Below are 3,228 nucleotides of genomic sequence, written 5' to 3' on the forward strand. Positions count from 1 at the left end.
CTTGCAGTAAACTTAGTTTGACGTCAAGCTCATTGCCCCATATAATTGGGATTAAGAGATATGGAGGAGTTAATGATGGTGGCAAAGTTACACTTTTACTTAACAATTGATAAAATTAAACATTTAGCTCTATCAGGTCAGCAATTGTGCACTACCACCACGGGTAAAGTAGCAAGATGTTATGGTCTTACATTGCTGCAGCGTGTGGTTTCAGTCGCACAGCGATAATCTATTTTGCGTTAGGTTTGTTATTTAACGACAAAATGGAGGAACAATTATGCAATCAAGTCGAGTACTGAAATTAAAGTGGGTAGTAGTAGCTAATTTTTTAAATAGTACGGGGGCCTCATTTTTATGGCCGTTAACAACCGTTTACATGCATGATTATTTGCATGAGAGTCTGGCAACGGCGGGAGTTGTTTTGTTTTTCATGTCCTGTGCAATGATTGCCGGAAACTATTTAGGTGGCTGGTTATTTGATCATTGGGATCCGTATAAAACTGCCGTATTGGGAGTTAGTGTTGCAACAGTTGCAGTTATTTTTCTGATTTTTTTCCATAGTTGGCCCATTTTTGCTATTTTACTGATGTTAGTCGGCTTTGGTGATGGAGTGAATGTCACCGTTATTAATGCCTACGCTGCCTCAATTAAGGGTCATAAAATTCGCTATATTTTCAATGTGCTCTACATGGCATTAAATTTAGGGGTAGTTGTTGGGACGTTGTTAGTCGGCTTCTTGATGTCATACGGTGTCACATTAGTTTTTTCCGTGACGAGTGTCAGCTATGTTGTTTTCTGGCTGGTAACGGTACTAACCTTTAATGTCACGATTCCTAAGCGAAATCGAAAACTAGAAAACATTAAGGAAGCCCGAACAAAAGCGACTCGCAAGACAAGTACATTGGTTTGGCTGATTTGTATGTTAGTCATCTCCGCATACCTAAGTTATACCTTATGGGAAAGTGTGATGGCAGTTCACCTGACTAATATGCATATTCCATTTTACGCTTACAGTTTATTGTGGACGATGAACGGACTTATCATTCTAGTTGGGCAACCATTAGTGAATAAATTTGAAGTGTATTTAAAAATTGATCACCAAATTGAAATTGGAGTTGCCATTTTTGCACTATCGTTTTTCCTATTGATTTTCGCTGATTCACTGCTGTGGTTTGCGATTGATTTTGTCATCTTGACGATCGGTGAAATGATGGGACTGCCTAGTATTCCAGCTTGGATTGATCAATTAACTAACCCAAATCAGGCCGGTAAGTATCAAGGGTTAATGAATATGTCGATTTCGGTTGGACGAGCGATCGGACCACTATATGGTGGAATGATTATTGATGGTTTTGGCTACCCAACTTTGTTCTTATCAGTGACAGTTTTGATGGGACTTTGTTTATTAGCAGTGATGCGCAATGTCTGGCATGTTCGAAAAAATAGAGGTTAGCTGGTGAAAGTACGATGAAAGTTTTGGGGATTTTGGGAGCACATAAACGAGACGGAATAACGGCTAAAATGTTAACCACTGTCTTAGCAGGAGTACCAGCACCAAACGAAACTGAGCTATTATTTTTAGAAGATTACGATATTAAACCGGATACTGGTGCGCCTAATCCAGGATTGGACCAGATTGAAGAAAAGTTACTTGCCAGCGACGTTTGGGTGATTGCTGCGCCAACCTACATTGGTAGTTTGGCAGGGGTCATGAAAAACTTCTTCGATTGTTTACGGCAACGTATGGGACGCTTCGATAAAACGGGTGCAATTCATCCGACTAAATTTAAGGATAAGCATTACTTGTCGATCACTAGTTGTTATACTAGCACGGTTGAAAATGTGTTAACTGGAGCCACTGATAATACATTCAAAACAATTGATAAAGCAATGTCGTTAGCCGGTCTGATTAAGGTACATGAACTGGTACTGACCAATTCGTTTGGTCAAACAGAACTCTCTTCGGCTAAAAAAGATGAATGTACGCGGTGGGGTGCCAAAATTGCTACTAAACAGAAACGAGATGATAACACAGTGAAACGATATATTGAATTGTTTTTTATGGTCGCCATTATGGCGCTAGTAACGATGGAAATTCAACGGTTGATTAATCCGACATTAGTTGGCGGTAAATTCTGGTTATCATTTAGCACATTTGTGGTTATTTTTTACGTGTTATTGGCAGCAATTTTGCATTTCATGACTGTCATGAAACATAAACGAAAATAAAATTAGAACTACAAAAATAAATCTCCGGACCAAATATTTTGGTTGCGGGGATTTATTTTTGTAACAATCTAAGATTATTGTTCAACCTGTCCGGGTGAAACATCAAAACGGTTAGCCGCTGTTGGATTAAGTTTGAACTCATCATCTTGTGGGACCGTTGATTCATTAAGCTCATGGCTAGTTTTATGGAGGGTAACAGTTCCCCAAGCTGGGACGGTAACCAATTGCCAGCTAGCGCCGGTGCCATTAATAGTGACGGCAGCTTTCAGCGTCTTACCAGTTGGGTTGTAGATATGGGCAGCAATTGAGCCATCTGGGGCTTGAAAAGCAACGGAACCTAGCCCACCAGTATAGCCGTCAGCAGTGTAATTACTTGATTCAATTACGTGAGAGCCCACGGATACATCTTGTCCAAAGTTACGTAGCATATAGTATTCTAGATTCCGTTGTACTTTGCCGGTGGAGTGGTCAATTGTCACGACACCGCGGCGACCAGTTGAGTCAGCGGCGTTTGGTAGACCTCGTTCGTCTAGGGCTAAATTCCATAAGGTCACCATGTTGAGTCCGTTGCGAACAAGCCAGTTACCAATGACACCAAACATGATGTGTGCGGCGTCTTCTGGGGTTTCTTCCATCATGCATCGGCGCTCAGACATGACTAGTGACCAGCTTGGAAAGGCACGGTTAGCGTTATATAAATTGTCATAAGGCCCAGAATAAGTGTGCACCGCCATTCCGTCGAATGCCATTGCCTGCGTTTGCGATACTTCGTTGGTAATTGGTTGGTCAATGGCGTGAAAACTATCGTCTAGCAGGAACATTTTAGTTTCGGGAAATGTATGGTTCAAAGCTGGGCGTAAATATTTATAGCCAAAATCTGCTAATTGGGCAATTGTCCAAATCATTGCTGGCCAATGAGCTGCATTAGAAGGTTCGTTTTGAATGGTCAAACCGTAAATTGGAATTCCTAATTTACGATATTCTTCGATATAGCGTACT

At 41.0% G+C, this 3,228-nt stretch carries 3 protein-coding genes; 2 read left to right on the top strand and 1 reads right to left on the bottom strand.

The features are described from left to right. Positions 1-277: 277 nt before the first annotated feature. Positions 278-1,453 carry an MDR family MFS transporter gene (locus tag WDC_RS08945; RefSeq protein ID WP_044011519.1) on the top strand — a complete coding sequence of 392 codons (1,176 nt, stop codon included), beginning with the start codon at positions 278-280 and terminating at the stop codon, positions 1,451-1,453. A gap of 14 nt (positions 1,454-1,467) precedes the next feature. Beyond that, the gene (locus tag WDC_RS08950; RefSeq protein WP_044011520.1) at positions 1,468-2,229 is read left to right on the top strand and encodes a flavodoxin family protein; all 762 of its coding nucleotides are present in this window, start codon (positions 1,468-1,470) and stop codon (positions 2,227-2,229) included. A 74-nt stretch (positions 2,230-2,303) separates the two neighbouring features. Here the strand turns inward: WDC_RS08950 and WDC_RS08955 are convergent. Continuing rightward, positions 2,304-3,228, bottom strand: a 925-nt coding sequence (locus WDC_RS08955; RefSeq protein WP_044011521.1) for a glycoside hydrolase family 30 beta sandwich domain-containing protein, incomplete at its 5' end; no start/stop codon positions are given.

Origin of the sequence: Paucilactobacillus wasatchensis (genome assembly GCF_000876205.1) — a bacterium.
GTDB classification, from domain to species: domain Bacteria; phylum Bacillota; class Bacilli; order Lactobacillales; family Lactobacillaceae; genus Paucilactobacillus; species Paucilactobacillus wasatchensis.